The organism is Niveispirillum sp. KHB5.9, assembly GCF_048066115.1.
GTDB lineage: Bacteria > Pseudomonadota > Alphaproteobacteria > Azospirillales > Azospirillaceae > Niveispirillum.
In genome coordinates this window covers 256029-274879 of record NZ_JBLTYX010000001.1, presented here as the reverse complement: position 1 = coordinate 274879, position 18851 = coordinate 256029, and the positions used below count along the sequence as shown (strand labels likewise).

Annotated in this window: 9 protein-coding genes; 7 read left to right on the top strand and 2 right to left on the bottom strand. The window is 66.1% G+C overall.

Annotated features, from left to right (window positions below; genetic code table 11):
- Nucleotides 1-95 precede the first annotated feature (95 nt).
- The 3 genes from ACM9HJ_RS01170 to ACM9HJ_RS01160 are packed head-to-tail and all read left to right on the top strand — an operon-like array spanning nt 96 to nt 4319.
- Complete coding sequence (locus ACM9HJ_RS01170) at nt 96-881, top strand: hypothetical protein (protein WP_416569836.1); 786 nt, start codon at nt 96-98, stop codon at nt 879-881.
- A complete protein-coding gene (locus ACM9HJ_RS01165; RefSeq protein ID WP_416569835.1) occupies nt 868-3657 on the top strand; it encodes a glycosyltransferase in 2790 nt (929 codons plus the stop codon). Before ACM9HJ_RS01170 ends, ACM9HJ_RS01165 begins: the two co-directional genes overlap by 14 nt.
- Entirely contained in the window at nt 3654-4319 is a 666-nt protein-coding gene (locus ACM9HJ_RS01160; protein WP_416569834.1) for an HAD family hydrolase, read from the top strand. The genes ACM9HJ_RS01165 and ACM9HJ_RS01160 overlap by 4 nt, the downstream gene beginning before the upstream one ends.
- Nucleotides 4320-4343: 24 nt before the next feature.
- On the opposite strand, the gene ACM9HJ_RS01155 is transcribed toward ACM9HJ_RS01160, so the two are convergent.
- Together ACM9HJ_RS01155 and ACM9HJ_RS01150 are read right to left on the bottom strand one after the other, a co-directional pair.
- A complete protein-coding gene (locus ACM9HJ_RS01155) occupies nt 4344-8675 on the bottom strand; it encodes a hypothetical protein (protein ID WP_416569833.1) in 4332 nt (1443 codons plus the stop codon).
- A gap of 10 nt (nt 8676-8685) precedes the next feature.
- A complete protein-coding gene (locus ACM9HJ_RS01150) occupies nt 8686-15084 on the bottom strand; it encodes a hypothetical protein (RefSeq protein ID WP_416569832.1) in 6399 nt (2132 codons plus the stop codon).
- A 605-nt stretch (nt 15085-15689) separates the two neighbouring features.
- On the opposite strand from ACM9HJ_RS01150, the gene ACM9HJ_RS01145 reads away from it, so the two are divergent.
- From ACM9HJ_RS01145 to ACM9HJ_RS01130, 4 genes are all read left to right on the top strand, one after another.
- Nucleotides 15690-15953 carry a hypothetical protein gene (locus tag ACM9HJ_RS01145; protein ID WP_416569831.1) on the top strand — a complete coding sequence of 88 codons (264 nt, stop codon included), beginning with the start codon at nt 15690-15692 and terminating at the stop codon, nt 15951-15953.
- Between the two features lie 27 nt (nt 15954-15980).
- Complete coding sequence (locus ACM9HJ_RS01140) at nt 15981-16934, top strand: hypothetical protein (protein WP_416569830.1); 954 nt, start codon at nt 15981-15983, stop codon at nt 16932-16934.
- Nucleotides 16935-17101: 167 nt separating this feature from the next.
- Entirely contained in the window at nt 17102-17857 is a 756-nt protein-coding gene (locus ACM9HJ_RS01135; RefSeq protein ID WP_416569829.1) for a M12 family metallopeptidase, read from the top strand.
- 3 nt (nt 17858-17860) lie between these two features.
- Complete coding sequence (locus ACM9HJ_RS01130) at nt 17861-18844, top strand: caspase family protein (RefSeq protein ID WP_416569828.1); 984 nt, start codon at nt 17861-17863, stop codon at nt 18842-18844.
- Nucleotides 18845-18851: the final 7 nt, after the last annotated feature.

Here is an 18851-nt window from a genome sequence, read left to right as displayed (position 1 = left end):
ACGTCGATCGGGATGATTGAAATGGCGGACTTTTGTCCGCCATTTCTTTTTGGTACCTTCCCCATCCTTATTCTTGCGGAACGAACGTGGTGGATATGTCGATCGCGAATACAGTGGTGCCGGCTGACGAGCGGGATACCGGTAGTGATCGCTTTCGTTCTTCCGCTCAAGTTCTCGCCCTGCCGGAAGGGCTCTATCTCGCCTCCATCAAGCCATCGGGACAGCCGTCCCGGCTGGTCAACGGCGTCAGCTTTCCGGCAACGCAGATTTCCTCCATCCCGCAGCCCGGCACGATCGCCCCGGCCTTCCTTCACAAAGGCACGCTGTCGAACTCCGTCTGGCTGAGCGGGCAGGATGAGGCGGTGATCACCGTCCCGGCGGGATCGGCGCCGTTGCTGATCACCAATTATCTTTTCGGTCCGGAATTCCAGAAATGCCTGGACCTGGAGGTCACGCGGCTGAACCGGGTAGCCTCCACCCCCGCCGTGGGCCTGACGGTGCATGCCCATATCCAGCAGATCGGGGAACAGCGGTTCGCGGCTGGTGAATGGGCGGCGGCGGATGCGCCCTTCTGGATCGAGGCGTTGCGGCTGGAGGTGACGTCCGCCGTCGGGCAGCTGTTGCAGTACCGGGTTCCGGGGAGCAATACGACCGACGGGGCCTGGACCCCGGCACCCGGCAGACTGGGCACGCCCGGCGGCGCGCCGCTGCCCGCCATCGCCTTCCGGCTGCTGCCGCCATTGGCCGACAGTCATCGCGTGGTCTATGCCGCCCGCTTCCTGCGCCATGGCGAGGTCACCGGCGCGGATGGCGAACCCTGCCGGTCACCGCAGGCCCAGGACCCGCTGATCGGCATCAGGGTGGCGATTGTCCCCCGCTGACGATCCCTTGTCCGCCCCGGTGCCGGTCCCGCTGTCCGGCCGGGCGGCGATCAGGGCGCAGCTTTTCAAGGCCCTGGCCAACCAGGATTTCGATCTCGCGGTGCAGGCCGGTATCCGCCTGTCGCGGCTGGAGCCGCACCATCCCGACGATCTGGCTGTGGCCGCCATGGCCTGGATCGGCCGGGGCGAGCCGGAGCAGGCCACCCGCCTGCTGGACCAGGCCCTGCGGATCGATCCCCGCCATGCGCTGACCGCCAAGGCCATGGCCGGGCTGGGGCCCCTGCCGGCGCAAGCGGTGGAAGCCCTGCGCTGGCACGCGGAAACCGATCCCGAAGCCGCCACAGCCCTGATCGCCCATGTCCAGGCCACGGGTGCCCCCCAAGCCTATCTTTGCGCGCGCAACATCCGTTGCATCCTGCCGCCGGGCACCTGGCAGGTGGGGCTGCGCTGGCGCCACCTGATGCTGGTGGAAGCGATGCTGGAAGCGTCGCAGCAGATGCGGGTCGTGGCACTGGGCGTTCCCGATGCCCTGCGTGGCGCGGTCGATCCCGTCATGGTGGTCAACGGGGCGGACCTGCCCCAGGGGCCGTTTGCGGCGAACCTGCTGGCACCTCCGCGGCTGGCGGCCTTGCTGCATGTGGACAGCGCCTTGCGCTGGGTGGTGCAGGCCACCGACCAGGCCTGTCCCATGCGCCCCGTGGCGTTGCTCCTGCGTGACGCAACCAAGGTCCTGTCACGCCATGTCGCCATTCCGGCCCCCGGCACCGCCCCGGCCGGCCCCGGCGACATGCCGCCAATGCCCATCGACATTCCCGCCGGCACGTCACATCCCAATCTGGTCTTCGAATTGACCGGCGAACCGGCGGCGCCGGCATCGGCGGCGGATGACGGCACCGTGGATGTCATCGTGCCGGTGCATGGCGATCACGACGCGACCCGTGCCTGCCTCGACGCCCTGCTGGGCTGTGATCCGGGCACCGCGATGCGGGTTCTGGCCATCGATGATGCCAGCCCCGATCCCCGCATCAGCCGGATGCTGGACGGGCTGGCTGCGCAGGGACGTATCGAGCTGGTGCGCAATCCCGGCAATCTGGGCTTCGTGCGTTCCGTCAATATCGGCATGGCCCGGCATGCGGGCCGGGATGTGGTGCTGCTGAATGCGGATACGGTCGTGGCAGCCGGCTGGCTGTCCCGTCTGCGGGCCGCGGCCCATGCGCAGGCCGATACCGGAACCGTCACCCCCTGGTCGAACGACGCCACCATCTGCTCCTACCCCACCGCCAACGGCCCGACGCCGCTGGCGGCGGTGGATGTGGCGGCGCTGGATCGGCTGGCCGCCCATACCCTGGCGGGCCGTACCGAGACCATCCCCACGGCCGTCGGCTTCTGCATGTATATCCGGCGCGACTGCCTGGCGCGGACCGGCTGGTTCGATGCGCAAGCCTTCGGCACCGGCTATGGCGAGGAGAATGATTTCTGCCTGCGGGCCACGGAAGCGGGCTGGCGGCACCGTATCGCACTGGACCTGTATGTGGGGCATGTCGGCGGCGGGTCCTTCGGTGCGGCCAAGCAGGCGCGGATCGACAAGGCGCTGGCAGTCCTGGAAAGCCGGTATCCCGGCTATCAGGCCGGTATCCATGCCTTCATCGCGGCCGACCCCTTGCGCACGGCCCGGCGCCTGCTGGACCTGGCGCAGCTGCAAGGCGATGCGGGACGGCCCTTGCTGATCGTCTGCGCCAAGCTGGGCGGCGGCACCGACCGTTTCATCAACCAGGTAATCCGGCAATATCAGGATCAGGGCCGTTCGGCGCTGATCCTGCGGCCCGAACGGCCGACTGATGCGCCGACCCTGCTGCGGCTGGAGGTGCCCGGCCGCCCGGATCTTACCAACCTGATCTATGATGCGGGGAGTGATCTGGACAGGCTGCGCGCCGATCTCGCGGGGCTGGGGGTGGCGGAGATGGAACTGCACCACCCCTCCGGCCTGCCTGCCGGCCTGCTGCCCCTGCTGGCGGGCTGGTTTCCCTTCCGCGCCCATGTCCATGATTATGGCTGGATCTGCCCCCGCTTCACACTGACCGACGGGAACGACCGCTATTGTGGCGAACCGGACGCCGCCACGTGTGACACTTGCATCAAGACCCATGGCGACCCGATGGGGCTGGACCGGCCGGTGGCGGAATGGCGGTCCATGACCCGGCAGGTGCTGGAAAAGGCCGACATCGTCGGCTGTGCCAGCCATGACAGCGCCAACCGCATGCGCCGATACATGCCGGCCGCCAATTTCCAGGTCAGCCCGGCGGAGCCCCCCCTCACGCCCCCGGCAAGCCGTTTTCCGGCACGTTCCCCGCGGGAGGCGTTGCGGGTCGTCGTGCCCGGTGCCATCGGGCCGCCCAAGGGTTTCGGGATTCTGCTGGCCTGCGCCCGGGATGCGGCGGCGCGGAACCTGCCGCTGCAATTCCGGGTGCTGGGCTACAGCATGGATGACGACACCTTGGTGGCGACGGGCCATGTCCAGGTGACAGGCCGCTATGAGGAGGCGGAGGTGCCGGGGCTGCTGGACATCCTGCGCCCCCATGCCGCCTTCCTACCCTCCATCTGGCCGGAAACCTGGTGCTATGCGCTGAGCCATGTGATGGCGGCGGGGTTGCCCGTGGCATCCTTCGACCTTGGGGCACAGGCGGAACGGCTGCGGGCGGGCGGTCATCGCCTGTTGCTGCCAACCACGCTCACGGCGGGCGGGATCAATGATGCGCTGCTGGCGGATTTCGGATGAAGGGAGGTGACGGTTTGGATGCATTGCAGGCCAAGCTTGCGATCCAGGCCCACATCGCCTGCGCAAGGCAGGCGGCCATCCTGGCCGGTGGCCAGGGAACCCGTCCTCCCGGCGGGCCTGCGGGCGATGCGCCGACGCCGTTTTCGCCTGTTGGCGACATTCGGCGACGACCGGCGGCGTTCCTGGACCGGGACGGGGTTCTGAATGTCGATGTCGGCTATGCCCATCGCCCCGATCAGATCGAATGGCTGCCGGGTGCGCGTGAAACGGTCAGGTACCTGAACGAGCATGGCTATTACGTGTTCGTCGTCACCAACCAGGCCGGTGTGGCTCGGGGTTATTATGACGAGGAAGCGGTCCAAGCGCTGCACGCCTGGATGCAGGCCGATCTCGCCCATGCCGGGGCTCATGTCGATGATTGGCGTTACTGCCCCTATCACCCGGACGGCATCGTTCCCCGGTATCGTCGGTCCCATCCCTGGCGCAAGCCCGGACCCGGCATGATCCAGGACCTGCTTGCGAAATGGCCCGTCACCCTGCAGGGCAGTTTCCTGCTGGGTGACAAGGAAAGCGATCTGCAGGCGGCCGCAGCCGCCGGCATCCCGGGGTATCTGGTCGATGGCGCGGACATGCTGGGACAGGTCCGCGCACTTGCCGGATGATGGCGGTCCCGTCCGTTGCCCTTCTCAAGGGACGCGTTGCACTTTAACCAGCGGGCCGACCCCGGTGATGCGCATGCCGATATCGTGGCTGGCGGTCGGCTCCGCCGTGATGACAAGGCTGGACTTGCCGAACAGGCGCTCGGTCAACTCCCCGCCGCCGGCCTGTTCCGGGAACGGCGTGGCGCCGGGTTCGCGTACCGACTGCACTTCCAGGATGCGCAGGTGATCGGGGGTTTTCCCGGCGCTGAAAGTGAAACGGATACCGTCTGCCATGAAGGCCCCCGTGGCGACCCGATCGAACCTGAGGCGCTCCTTGCCTTCCACATCGGTCACGGCATGGAATCCCGCCGCCAGCAGACCGGTCTTCAGGTGGGGACCGTCAGCCGGATTCCCGATGTCGGCGGATGCACAGACATCCAGCAGCCGTTTGAAGCGGGGTTCCGCATATCCGCGGATGCCCGGCTCTTGGGACGCGCGCAGGACGATGCCGGTTTCATCGGCGGTGGCGGTGTACAGGGCCTTGCCGTCAACCTCTCCCCCCATGTCGGGCAGGAAATGCACCCACATCGGCGCGGACGGGGGGGAAACACGGCCTCCCACACGGCGGCGGGCAACGATCTTCGCCATGACATTGGGGCGCAGGAAGGCATTCCCGTTGCCCTCGACCTGGATGACGGGCTCAACCATGGCGATGACGGAACGGAATTGCGGCTCCGGCGACTGCGGCTGCAGCGTCTGGCCCAGGATCATATGGGCCTTCAGGACCTGACTAGTGATCTCTCCCTGGTCGATGGTCTCGGTGCGGATAGGGGCGGGCTTGTGCCCGTCATCCTGGAACGGGTCGACATCGGCGGTCAGGATCGGGTCGTTGCCCACGGCCAGCGCCGCAAGTTTTTCGCCTCCCGATGTCTCCACCTTTTCCACCTCGATGGCGATTTCCAGCTGGTCGTCCAGCCCGCCATCGCCCGCGCCATACATGCCATGGTCCAGGCACAGGCCGATGCCGCCCGCCACCGCCACCTTCTCCCTATCGGCCTGGCCGAACAGGGGGACGGCCACGGATACCCTGGGCGTGGGCAACGGGTCCCGCCGGCGGACGCCGATCGTGAAGGCCCGCCACAGCTCCAGTTCGCGCAACCCTTTCGCCGCTTCCCCCGGGTCCATCCGGGCACTCTCCGACAGGCCCGGCATTCCCAGGCGCAGGTCGGCATAGCGGCTTTTGGCGGTCAGGCGGATGCGCAGATAGTCGGCCCCGCGATTGGGCCTGCCCTCGATCCTGAACAGTTCCGTGGCGGTGCCCACGCCGCATTGACGGTTGGCCGGCGCCCCCTTGTCCAGGCGACCGTCGAACATGTGCCGTTCAAATGCCACATGGCCGGCGGCACGGGTTTCATCCTCGGACATCCCCTCAAGCTGGTTCGCCGCAAGCGCGAATTCCGGCGCGGTGTAGGGGGTGACCGGGCCGCCGTCCCAATGCCAGGTCTGCCAGCGCACGGCCAGATCGCCGATATAGTCGGCATCCGCGGTCGGCGGCGGGACGAACCGGGCCGTGATATTGCCCATATCATCGTCTGGCGTCACATCGATCGCTTTCCACAGATCGGCCGGGCCGGGCAGGTGCCGGACGCCGGGAAGCGCCTCTATCGCCAGACGTGTCACGCCGGCCAGCTTCCGCCCGTCCATCTCCGTCCAGCCCAGCCCCTCGGCGAAGCGCGCATCGCTGCCACCGGACAGGAACCGCTCGTCGCACATGGTGTGGATCTCAAGGATATGGCGCGTTCCCCGGGGAACCTTGACGAGCAAATGATGGGCGGCCAGGTCCGCGGCGTCGGGGTCCGGTGAGTGTGCGCCATCGGTGACGCTGACATCGATGGTGACGGATTGGCCCTGGCCCAGTATCACCGCCACCGGCCGCTCCCAGGCCGCTTCGCTGCCATCCCGGGTGATCTTCAGCAGACGGAAGAATATCCCGCCTTTCCCCGGCTTATGGCCCTCGACCAGGCCAACGACGGCCGGATCCTCCACATGGCTGGTCGTGGGCGCGGCCAGCGGCTGTCCCACCTCACCCCGCCAATGCCGGTCGCGTTCCTGCCAATAGCGCAGGATGCGGCCCGTCGTCACGCCGGTCTTCGGTTCCCCCAGGGCCAGCACCGGCGGCCGCGCGATGAAGCTGAACGTGTGCCGGGCCTGGCTGTCGCCGATGCCGATATCCGGGCGATCCATGAACAGCGTCGGCACGTCGCGCAAGGCGGCGGCTTCCGATGCCTTGCGCGACGGCCAGAACCGCAGATGCTCGCGCCAGAGCGGGCGGACATTCGCCTGTGCGGGCGTTGTAAAGTTGGGGGGCAGGTCGGGATCGGGTCCGGGTGCCGACAGGCGGGGTGCGCCCGGCAGCATGGTACGCCGCACCTGGATACTGTTGACGAAAGGATGGTTGGATTCCAAGCCGTCCAGGGCATCGCATCTGAAGGTCAGGGGGTCGCCGTCCGCGTGGCATAATGCGCCCAACAGTCCGCCCGGCGCCTGGAACCCGCAGACCACATCGATGGAAAGCCCGTAGGCCGGGACAAGATGATCCGTGCGGGCCGGGGTATAGGTCATTTCGATGGGGAAGGCCTCCACCGTTTCCCCCGGTGCCATCCGGTCCCGCGGCGACCAGGGCATCAGCGGCTCACCCTGGTAGGAGGCGGCGCCCGACCGGGTGTCCGTTTCGCGGGCCTCCCCCGCCAGGCCTTCGAAGGTCACTGGCAGCGGTGTGTAGACCATGCCCAGCGTCGTCGTCACCTGCGCCTGCTGCTGCTTTTGATCCGGCTTTAGACCCCGGTATTGGATGGACAGGTTGGCCTGGCTGGCCAGTTCGAACTTGCCCTTCTCCCCGGTCTCGTTCCGCCACCGGACGGCGGCAAGATAGCCGTCCAGGATCGTGTGGATGTCGATCGTCTCTGACGCGGCGCTGAAGATGGTATCGACGCGGAAGGGCACGCCCTCACGCGCGGCGGCATCAACCGTCGTTCCTTCGATATGGAAGACGGCCTTGGCGGCGGCGGTGCCGATGCCGGCATTGTCCTTATCGGCCTGGACCGGGGTCTTGGCCGGGTCCACCAGCTTCAGCTTTGCCATTTCCTCCATGTATGCCGCCAGGAAATGCTCCTGCAACGGCCCCCAATCGTCCTTCTCCTGCCCAACGGCGCGGATCAGGTTGGGCATGAAGCGCTGGCGCGCCAGCGCCTGCGGCAGCAATTCATGCAGGAACCTGTCGGCATTCTCTTGTATCCATTTCCGGACGATCTGGTTCGTCGGCGCGGGTTGTATCGGCAGGGTATCGACCAGTGCCGTCCGGATATCGTCCTGGAAATCCTTCTTCGCCATGACCTGACGGACCGATGGCTGCAGCCCGGTGCCGTTGGTCAGCCGGGCCAGCAGCTGGTTGGTCAGACCATCGATCTGCGCGTTGAAGGCCATCGTCCATGCATTGGCGAAAACATCCAGATCCGCCTCGCCCAGCCCGGCATCCAACCCGGCGATGGAGCGCAGGATGGCACCGATGTCGTCATGTCCGGAGAACAGCTGCCGGAGGATGTGCTCGACATCGTCCTTGCCGATAACGCGTGGCGCCGACGCCCCTTCCTGGATATCGGCCAGGCGCGCCAGGGGACTGATCGCTTTGCCCAGCCGGACCGGCAGCTCGGCCAGCCAATGCGGGCTGCTCTTGTCCTGCGGCGAGGCATGGACCATGCGGGTCTCATGGTCGATCAACCCCTTGCGATCGCCGGTCAGACGATAGATTTTCTCCGTCTCCAGACGGACCTCGATCTTGCCGACGGCGACGGCCGCGTCATCGGTGCTGATCGGATAGCGCTCGCCATCCACCGTGATGGCAAGGATGCGCAACATATCCCCATCCATCGGCGCCGCCGCCACCGGCCAATGGCCGGTGAGATTGAGGGGGCGGGAGAGCTGGTGCCCCAAGCGTCCCCATTGCGCCAGCAGGCCCGGCCAAAGCGGCATCGCCTCATCGGCCGTGTCGGCGGCCAGGTCCAGATATGACCATTCGCCGGCCGCGAAAAGCGCTTCCAGATAGGCATCGGCAGCCTGGCATTCGCCGGGTGCAACCATTTCGGTCACCGGGTCGGCCGGGTTGCCCCACTCGATCGCCTGCCATTGCCAGGGCGACAGCAGCTTCCTCAGCTTGATCGCGTCGTCGGCGCCCATGGGGGGCAGGGCCACCGTGTCCGACAGCGATGTGGTCAGGACGCGGCCGACCCAGCCCTCTTCTCCGGTCGGGCCGAAGGCTTCCAGATGGATGTTCAGCTTGAACGTGGGGTCTGCGGCGACCCTCAATCCGACCTCGGGCATCAGGGGCCTCTTACGGCATGTACCGGATGTTTCGGGAGAATGATTTCTTGAAGAAACGGCTGACCTTAACCGTCACGGATATCGAGCCATAGCCGACGGCGCGGTCATTCTCGTAGGTCAGGCGCAGCGTGACCCCGATGCAGAGGGTCACGAAGCCCCAGGCCGTCACCGATCCCGCAATGACGAACACGGCGGCGATGACCAGCTGCGACCCGCTGGACCCGGAATGGAAATTGGCTTCCAGCCCCAGGAAGATCGTGACCTGGCCGTTCAGCGGGCCGAGGCTGAATCCGGTCCCCGCGCACAGGCCCAGGCTGAGGCGCAGCACCATGTCCGTCCGGCGCGAGGCCGGCAGGTGCACGGCTTCGGCTTCCAGATAGCCGCCGCCGCCCAGGAAGCTCACCGTCATGGCGAAGGGCTGATCGCGGCGGCCGAAATAGGCGAAGCTGCGGATCTCGAACTCGCTGCGCTGGGCCAGCTCGACATGCACGCCCAGGCTGGCATTCATCACCGCGACCGCTCCGGCACCGAAGCTGGTGGCCGGCAGGTCGTACATGCATTTCAACCCGATCGGCAATCCGCTGTCGGGATCGTTGATCACCTCGCGCGTCAGCGGCCCGTCGCTCTTGTTGCCATATTGGTTCAGGGCGGTGGTCAGCAGCTGCAATACGCCCGGGAACTCGATCTTGCTGGGATCCACATCGAAGGTGAGGCCGCCCTTCTGGTCATACTGGATACTGGTGTCCCGGATACGCAGCAGCTTGACGCCGCCTATATGGAGATCCCAGTTCGACTTGAGCGTGGCCCGGACGCTGCGGCTCTCCTCGCCGGCCGATCCGCCCCCTTGCTGGGACGGCCCGATGCCGCCCAGCTTCACGACGCCTTCCAGATGCATGTCGTTGGCGACGATGGCAAAGCCGTCGCTGCGGAACAGATCCTCGTTCCGCGGACCGAATTCCAGCTTCGCTTCCAGCGAGGCGATATTGCGGATCGGGTCCAGGTCGTGGCTGATCTTGATCGCGCGGGCCATATCGGAATCGAACTGCAGGTTCGGCAGCATATCCTTCAGGCCCGCGAAATCCTTCAATATCTCCTGCGCCTTGTATTCGAGATCCTTCAGGGGCAGCTTGGACCGCAGGTCGGCGAAGGCATCGTCTAGCGGGTTCAGCAGCCTCTCCTCCAGCCCCAGCGTGGGCAGGCTGATCCCCAGGCTGCGCAGGGACTGACCAGCTTGGTCCACCAGCGCCGTCATGGGCGTGACGATGACGCGGTTGAGCTTGGAATTGAAATAATAGGCCACCTGTTCCCGGTTGAAGGCCAGCTGCTCGATGATCGGCGGCGCCCCCGCCGCCCGCAGCAGGTTGAGCGCGACAGCCTCCGCCGCGCCCTGGGACGCCGGGCGCGGCAGCTTCTTGAGCTCCGCGTCGATCCTGGCTTCCACGCCGCTGCGCAGATGGTCGATGGTGGCGCTGATGGTGCCCGCCTGCTCGGCGATCCGCTTCAGGACATCATCGATCTGCGTCGCTCCCACGACCGCCGCCTTCAACGCATCGATCTTGCCGCCCCAATGGCCGATCAGGTCGGTGACCGCGTTGTCGGTAAGTTTCGCGCAAATGCTGGTACCGACCTGCTCCAGGGTCACCGCGACCTTATCGGTGAGGGTTATGCAGGCCGTCACCTTCTCCTCGATCGAGGCGGCGATGGCGTCCGCACCGGTTTCGGCCAGACGCAGGTCGATGATCAGGTTGTCGATCAGGCGCAGGGCACGGTCCAGGTCGCGCAACTGCCCTGGCAGGGCCTCACCTGCGGTATCGGTGAGCGCCTTGCTGGCCGCCTTGACCTCCGCGATCAGGGCCGCCTTGTGCTGCTTCCATTGCGCCTCGGCATCGTTGTACGCCTCCTCCCAACCCTCCCGGACTGCGCGGGCCGTGGCGTCGATATGGTTCCTGCAGGCCGCCAGTTCCGCCTTCCAGGCATCGACTGTATCGGACCCGTCGCGCCCGAGGGCTGCCAGCCGGTTGCGGGCGGCGGCCAGCCGCCGCTTTCCCTCCGCCCCGCCCTGCTTCAGAAGGCCGGCCAGCCGGGCCCGGGCCTGTTCAACACGGGTGGCCAGGTCACCCAGGATGCGGTCGGCCGTGGCGGTGCCGTTGCTGAAACGGCTGGCCAGCACCCGCAGCTGCCGCCCGGCATCGGCGAAACCGTCCAGGGCCTTGGACAGCGCCTCCAGCCTGGCATCATAGGTCCGGATCCGATCCGCCAGTTCCCGATCCCAGGTCGCGATGTGGGCCTGGACGCCGGCGGCGGATCCGATGATCCCGTCGATCCCCGTCCGCAGGCGGGAAAGAGCGCTGTCGGTCTGCTCCACGGCGCGTTCGACGGACTCTTTCAGCGACGTCACCGACTTCTCGAATTCGCCGCAGAGGGTTCCCACCGCCTGCACAGCCTCGCCGGAGACAGGGGTGAATATGCGGGAAACCGTCTGGTCGATCGGCAGGATCATGCCGATCATGGCGTGGATGGATTGCAGGACTGCCAGCGCCCCGTCCCGATCCCTTCGCCACAGTTCCCCCAGCCCCTGCACCCGTTTCATTTCACCCGACAGCTTGCGCACCTGTTCGGCCGGCTGGTGGGCCCAGGCGCAAAACTGGCGCTGGGCACCGTCCACATTCGGCAAGGTGATGGTCTTCAACTGGTCCAGGTGGGCGATGGCCTTCGCCCGGACTTCGTCCAGGCCCATGGCCGCACCGGTGGCGTTGCGCGCCAACAGGTCCAGTCCGGCAACGCTGCCGGCGGCCTTCGCCATCTCGGCCAGTTCCGGAGAGGTGGCGGTGGCCTGGGCGGGCTGCGCCGACCGCATCATCACCACGCTGCGCAGGTCGGCCATGACCGGCTTGGTGGCGCGGCCATGCATCAGATTGACAAGCGGGCCGGGCTCCAGCCGCAAGGTGAAGGCCTCCAGCCCCGCCGCGTCCAACGGTGCCGGATCCGTCCGGTTGAAATCATCCTTGTTCAGCGTGCTGCCGTTCGTCGGCATGTCGCCGGCGCGGTCGATATGATCCTGGCCATAGACCAGCGGCCATTCCTCCACATTGCCCGGCGGCCATTCCTTCTCGTCCTCCGCCAGGTCCCGCTGCTTGAGCAAGGCACCGTCCGTGACGGCCTGCGGTTTGAAACCGGTGATGGAATAGAAGCGGAGCCGATCTGGATTCTCCACACGCCGGGCCGATGGTTCACCCTTACCCTGGTCGGCGTCGCCGGCGACCAGCAGTTCCGTGGCGGGGCGGGGATAGAGGCGCTGATCGTCGTCCGGGTTCCAGAGCGGCAGGGAATAGCCCTCTATCCCGCCGGCGGCGAGGGGGGAAGCCCAGGCACCATTGACATTGATGCGTATGGTCCGGAACCGCGCGCCGAGAACCGCGCCGGCGTCAAGCGTCCCGCCGCTGAGCCGGTCCGGATAACGCCGCAGCGGCTGGGTGATCTCGATATATTCCTCGAACTTGCGCACGATGGGGCGGCCGACAAGGTGGTCCTGGGCATGCGCGAACTGCCGGCTGGGCACGAAGGCGCGGCGATAGACGATGACGTGCTTGGCCAGATGATGCAGTCCGGCGATGCGTCCCTTGCGCTCGAAGCGGGCCTCCTGCACGCGGCCCATCTGCACATCGCAGGAGATGACGCTCAGCCCCTTCTGGAAGGATGCCGTCGGCCGCGTCCAGGCGCCCAGCGCCGACAGCTGCAGCCCGTCGATCTCGCCCTCTCCATCCCGGCGCCCCTTCAGGGATTGCAGCACGCTGGGCTGCTCGAACCCGGCGAAGACGCCGCTGGTGATGCCGCCGTCCCTGGGCAGGGTCCAGAACGCATCGTCGGGCGGGGTGGCCGCCAGCGGCCATGCGTATTTCACCTCGTCGCCGGCCTGCTTCGACCGTATCCGATAGCGGACGGGGCTGATGCGCGGACGGACGGTCCTGTCATTGCCGTCGCGCACATCCAGAACCGCCAGGCGGCGCGACCAGGTGATCCGCGCCGCATTCCAGAGCTGCCGGCGCTTATCGTTCTTCTCCCCCTCACCCACCACAGGCGGCAGTTCGCGGGGTTCGCCGCGCCAGCCGGCGATCTCCGCCAGACGCAGCCCCTTCAGCTCACCCGTCCAGGCCTCCAGCCCGTACAGCACCTCCATCCGGCCGATCCGCAGCAGCCGGGAACCGGGCTGGCTGTTCGCGCTGTGCCCCATGATGTGCCGCAGGTTCCACGGGGCCACCGGGTTCTGCGCATGTTCGGCCCCTTCGATGATCAATTGCGTCGTCGGCCCGAACCGCGCCGGCACCGGCTTGCCCTCCGCCACCTGGTCGCGAAGCTGCTCTTGGCCGCTCTTCGCCCTTTCCCAGCCTTCGGCGACGCCCTGCGGCGGCAGGACGATCGTCACCTCGGAATGGCCGTCCCCATCAGGCGGCGTCAGCCGCCAGACCCCTTCGTCCGCCTGCCAGGTGGCCTCCCCCCTGCCCGCCGCGCCGGCGCCGTCCAGCGTATAGGTTCCGACCTGGACCGCCATCATCGGCGAGGGGTCGATGATCACCACCTCGCAGCGTCCCCGTCCCGCCAGGCCCTGGCGGCCGCCGTCGGAGATCAGCTTGAATTTCACCTGCTGCTTCCCGTCCATATCCTGGCGGGCATCGGTAACCTCAAGCTGGCCCGAACCGGACAGCTGTCCCGCCCAGATCAGGGGTTCGTCGCCGAAATTCCGGATCAGGTCCGTGCCGCCGATCATGACATCGCGGACCGGCAGCGAACCTATGACCTTGTAGGCCAGACCGTCGCCGTCGATCGTCACGTTCAGATTGAAATCGATACCATCCGCCGGAAAGCTGAAATCCAGCCCGCCGATGGCAACCGAACTGGCCTTAACGCCCACCGTCGGGCTTGTCACCGACACGCGATCGGGGGTCTTTATTCCATGGGGGGTCTTGAGGTGCCAGGGGCCATTCTGGGGGATTTCGAAACGCAGCAGCCTCTTGCCGTCTTTATCGGGTTCGGGCGTCAAGGTGCAGGTCACGTCGCCGCCGAAGGCCAGGCTCACCGGACCGGCCGGGCCCTGTTCCTTGGTGCGCAGGTCCGCAAACCGCAGCGTCGTGCCGCTAAGCGTCCATGATCCATCCTTATTGATCTGGGTCGGATCAATCGGGGCCAGTTCCGCTCCGGTGACCCGGTAGCGACCCAGCGGTCCCCCCGCGACACCGGTATCTTCATAGTGGAAGGTGAGGCGCCAGCGCCCCATCGCCGCCGTTTCTCGCGTGTCGGCAAATTCGGGAAGCAGGGTGATCGTGCCGAGCCGGTTCTTCGCCGTCCGGCGCAGTTCCTGCAGCACGGTGCGGTTCCACAGATCGGCGACATGGCTGTCGGTCAGCCCCTCGATCGTGATCGTCGTCGGCTGATTACGCACACCCTCGTCCGTCTGGGGCTGGTCGGGCACGGCCTTTCCCCGGACCAGCACAAGGATGGGTGTGGCCAGCGTGGCTTTGTGCACCCCCGCCAGTGCGCCCCATCGCTGCCATTGCAGACCGAAACCGTCCAGGACCATGGCCAGATGGTGATAGGGGTAGGCGCCGGCCACGCCGATGGGCCCTTGCCCCGTCGGGACCGGTGCGGCCCGCAGGCCGGCCACATCCAGGATGGGTAGTTGCGCGGCGACAGGTTGACCCGATGCCTCCAGCCGCGTCAGGGTGATGGGCACCCCACCCCCATCGATCCTCAACCGGCCCAGCGCCTGCGCCAACGTCAGCCGGGCGCTGGCAGGGTCCTGGACCACCATGTCGGGGGTCGATGCCCACCAGAACCCATCACGCAAGGCGGCGACATCGGCGATGCGCTGCGTCCCGTCCGGTATCCTGATATCCTGGAAACCGAAGGCACTGCCCATCACGGCAGGTGCAGAGGCGTTCACCGCGATGGATTCGAATGACGGCCTTCCCCCCTCGCTGCTGAAGCCAAGGCTGAGATAGCTGCGCCGCCGCTGCCGGAAATCGCGCATCTCGGCGGCGGCGGGCAGCAGCCCGACCCGTCGCAGCGTGTCGATATCCGGGGGATCGCCAAATCCCGTCCGCGCCGCGGTCAGCACATCCGCCGGCAGGATGATGTCATCCAACACGGCCCGGTCCAGCAATGTCCCGTCCAGCAGGTCCAGCCGCAGGGTGAGCCATTGCCGCCCCCCCGGCCCCACGCGGGTCAAGCGGACGAAGCTGCAGGGCATGGCACAGGCCTGCAGCATCCGGACATAGGCGCGCCGCGTCTCATTTCCGTCCAGGGCCAAGGGCAGGAAGCCATCCGTCAGCAAGCCCGGCGACGGCACATCGGCAAGGCCGGACAGCGTGAGCGGGGCCGCGCCGGCGCCGAACAGCAGTCCCTGAAGCGTCACCGAGCTGACGCCCAGCAGGGTGATGGCTTCGACACCCCCGACCCCGGGGGGAAGCCGACCCGCATCCTTTTCCTTGCGGAATTCGAGCCTTGTATTGCCGTAATAGAATAAGAAGCCAAAATTATTGCCGGACTCGTGATTGAAATGGACATGGATATCGGATGACGCCGTGGACGTTTCTATATTTTTACTGATTAAATTTGTTGCCTGGATAACAAATACCAACTTTCCAAGTTTCTGATCAATCCCGTTGACTTTCGGCATGGCACGTCCCTTTCCTTGTACGGGATCGACACTTGCATTCGTCTTCTTGTATGGGGGTTATATGCCACTTCGATTATCTGTCGAAGTCCATTCAGTCACGCAAACAACCTCACGGCAATCATGCCGTGTCGGCGCCAACGACTGGAGATATTTAATTATTGGTTAATATGACATATGTCTTTTAAATGTAAATGGAGAAATTTCCTTAATTTTTGTAAGAAAATTACTCAACCCACAACGAAGCGCTAACACGATCATAAAGCGCGTTATATATTTTTCTTCTACCATAAAGGAATATAAGTTATAGAATCGATCCGTCCCATTCCGATTGGACGTCAAGCGTGGACGGAGCGATCTCCTGGGGTGCGGTTCTGGTCGGGGCTGTGTCCGGCTTCATTCTGACCGACCGCATCGCCATCTGGCGGCACTCCGGCCGGGTGTCGAACATCGGGCTGTGGATTTGGGGTGGTGCACTGGTGGCGGGTACCACCGCCGGTGCAGTCCTGGCTGCCGGCTTGTTCGCGGGCCTGTGGAGCCTTCCCGGCCTGCTTTCGGGCATGGCCGGCCACCGGCTGATACGGGCACTGATCCAGGCCCGCCGCTAGACCCGTTTGCGGGTAAGGGAGGGGAACATGGGGTTCACGTTGACCTGGCCGATCACCGGTGCCTTCGCATTCGGACTGATCCTTGGATGGAACGTCTATTTCGTGAACCGCTACCGCAAGGGCGAGGTTACCTTCGGTGACCTCACCACGTTGCTGGGCGTCATCGCGGGCGCCGGTATCCTGCGGCTGTATGAGGAACGTGCCGACCTGTTCGGCGCCTATGGCGTCGGACTGGCTGTGGGTTTCTTCGGCTATTTCACCAGCCTGCTGGTGCTGGTGAAGCGGTCATCGAACTTCGATCCCGACTGGTTCCTGGACGGAAGGCGGAAGAACCCGCCGGACGGTTACGGCTATGGGATGGACACCCGATCGACCGTGGCGCCCATGGCCTTCGACCCCACGCCCAGCCCGTCCGCGCCAACGCCCAATGTGTCCATCGCCTTCCATGGCAGCAATCCCGGGGAGGCGGCGATGATCCGGACCGGTGGACCGGGGGAGACGCACGCGCTGGCGGCGCCCAACCCCGATGCCGCCCGGATTCAGCGCATCTGCGCCGACGTCTGGTCACAGAACGGACCGAACGGGCCATACAAGGATGCCTGCAATTACTTCCTGATCGAGGTGGCCCACCGGCTGGGCATAAGCCTGTCCGGCACGGCCGATCAGATCACGGACAGGCTGAAGCAGGACGGGTCCGGCTGGGCCAGGCTGTCCGACGGGGTTGCCGCCCGCGACGCGGCCCGGCTGGGCAAGCTGGTGGTGGCCGGCATCCTTTCCACCGATTATCAGCCCCCACGCCGCAACGGCCATCTGGCGGTTGTGACCGGTGGCGACATGAATCCGGCCGGGTGGGCACCGGCCGGATATTGGGGCAGCCTCGACCCCCAGATCGCCAAGGATGGTGGCAGGGGGGCTCCGATCAGCCTGTGCTTCGCCGCCGACGTGAAGCAGAAGATCATCTATCGATGCATCCAGATTTGATACCAACGGCCAAAATGTTTGGCCGTTGGTACGGCGGCGACTGCCGCCGCGCGGCACGTGCCGCGTAAGCCCAAGCCCAAGCCCACGGATGTGGGCGCCGGCGATTGAGGCGCATAAATGATTGGCCTCGGGCCAATCATTTATGCTGATGATATGAGAGGCCTGCTATGACCCAGGACCCGGCGGTGGTGCATGACCACCGGAACTGTTTCTGCTCCGTGCTCGCGGATCCCGGCTTCCAGCCGGTCCATGCCCAGAACCTGACCGAACGTGCGGTATTGCTGAACAATGCCTTCTGGGGTCGCGGGGTGAGGCTGCGTGTCGCCTTCATGCAGGGGGATGGCGCCCTGCACCACCGCGTCGCGGAACTGGCGCAGGCCTGGCCGCGGGAAACCGGCGCCAATTTCAGCTTCGAATTCTGGATCGACAGCGGCCACGACCCCGCCGATGCCGACATACGCGTGAGTTTCGAGCCCGACAAGGGCAGCTTCTCGCATCTGGGGCGGTATGCCCAGGCGGTGGATCGCCGGGAGCGGACCATGAACCTGGGCTGGATGTCCACCAGCCTGCCGGAGGACGAGGCGCGGGCCGTGGTGCTGCATGAATTCGGCCATGCCCTGGGGCTTCTCCATGAACATATGAACCCCGCCCGACCGATCGACTGGAACAGGGGCCGGGTCCGCGCCGACCTGCGCGCCTCCCAGGGGTGGGGCGACGACGTCATCGATGCGAACATGTTCAGCCGCTACGATCCGGGCCAGGTTTTCGGTACGGATGTCGATCCGGCGTCGATCATGATGTACCCGATCCCCCCGGAATGGACGCGCGACGGCTTCACCGTCGGCTTCAACACAAAGCTCAGCCCGATCGACATCGCCCTGGTCCAGCGGGCGTACGGGCGGCGACCGATATTCGGGGGCTGAGGCGTGGACCAAGCCCTGGTCATCGGCATCGGCCGCTATCCACAGCTGGGCGGCACCGCAAACACCCCCAGACACCTGCCCGGCGCGATCGCCGACGCCCTGGACGTAGCGAAATGGCTGACCGCGGCTGGCGTGAACGTGACGCTGGTGACGTCGGACGGCAGGCCGGGCGAGGTATGGCAGGTTGATGCGCTTCGGCCGCACTCGATGGACATCGCGGATGCCTACAGGCGGTATAACGGCTCCGACCCCACCAACCGGCTCTACATCTACGCGGCGGGCCATGGCATCGCTCCCAAGGCGACATCGCGCAGCCTGATCATGGCGGATGCATGCCCGCCCTTTTGGCTTCCCAATGTGGAATTGCCCGAGATCGTCAACTGGTTCGCCAACCAGGGCTGGTTCGGCGAGCTGGTGCTGTGGATGGATTGCTGCGCGGTCCAGGCGCTGGAATATTCCAGCATCGGGAATGCGGGCCTTCCCAACACCGCCGCGGCCACAACACCATCCAGGATGTTCATGGCCTTCGCCTCCGGCAATGGCAGGGCGGCCTATGAAGGCCCGGTCGGTCCTGACGGAAACGTGCGCGGCCTGTTCACACAGCGCCTGCTGCGGGGATTGCGGGGGGCCGCCGCCGATCAGACCGGGGCGGTAACCTCCCAGTCGCTGGCCAACTTCCTGCGCAATGGCGGCACGGAAGGCCCGGGCATTACGGATGCCGTCGTGCCGCTTTCCGATCCCATGCTCTTCGCCACTTCCGCCCATCCAAGCTTCAGCATCCGCGCCGTGGGCGATGACGGTCAAGCCTGGCCGGACGGAACACCCGTATCCCTGAGCGTTCCACCGGCACCGCCGCTGGGCGGGGCGGCCGTGGCGGGTGGACGGGTCACTTTCACCCTGGGTGTCGGGCTCTACCGGCTCTCCACGCCGACCGGATCGCGGCGGCTGATCGAAATCAGCGCCGCGACCCTGGCCGAGATCGAGTGAGGGAGGG